Source organism: Streptomyces sp. NPDC056231 (assembly GCF_048270745.1).
Classification (GTDB): Bacteria; Actinomycetota; Actinomycetes; order Streptomycetales; family Streptomycetaceae; genus Streptomyces.
Genome location: NZ_JBLVKW010000046.1, coordinates 1 through 418, shown reverse-complemented (window position 1 = coordinate 418; position 418 = coordinate 1). Strand labels below are relative to the sequence as shown.

The 418-nt window shown below is 78.0% G+C and carries 1 pseudogene; it reads left to right on the top strand.

Annotation, left to right across the window (positions count from 1 at the left end):
• Window positions 1–284, top strand: a pseudogene (locus ACNPQM_RS28605) (HAD family phosphatase); the annotation flags it as partial.
• Window positions 285–418: the final 134 nt, after the last annotated feature.

The following is a 418-nucleotide window of genomic DNA, read 5'->3' as shown; positions in this document are numbered from 1 at the left end:
TCGCCTCCTCCCAAACCCCGCCCACCACCCCCTCCCCCCACCCCAACCCCCCGGCCGCGGGGGCCGTCGCTTGGCCGCCCCGCGCCTGTGTCGCTGTCGAGGACACCGCGGTCGGGGCCGCCTCCGCGGAGGCGGCCGGTTGCCCGATCCTGGTGGTGCCGTCGCTGATCCCCGTACCGGGAGGGCCCGGGCGGCACATCATCCCCGGCCTCGACCACGCCGACCTGGCGCTGCTCCAGGACCTGGCGGCCGGGGCCGACCGACCGCCACTCCGGACCGCCTGACACATCAGCCCATGATTGCCCCGGGTCCTGGGCGCCCCCGGGGGGCCGGGCCCCAGCCGGATTGGTGGGCCCCCGCCCCCCCGGGATCGACGCGGCGCCCCCGCGCGCAGGGGTGGGTGGCAGGGTGGTATAAA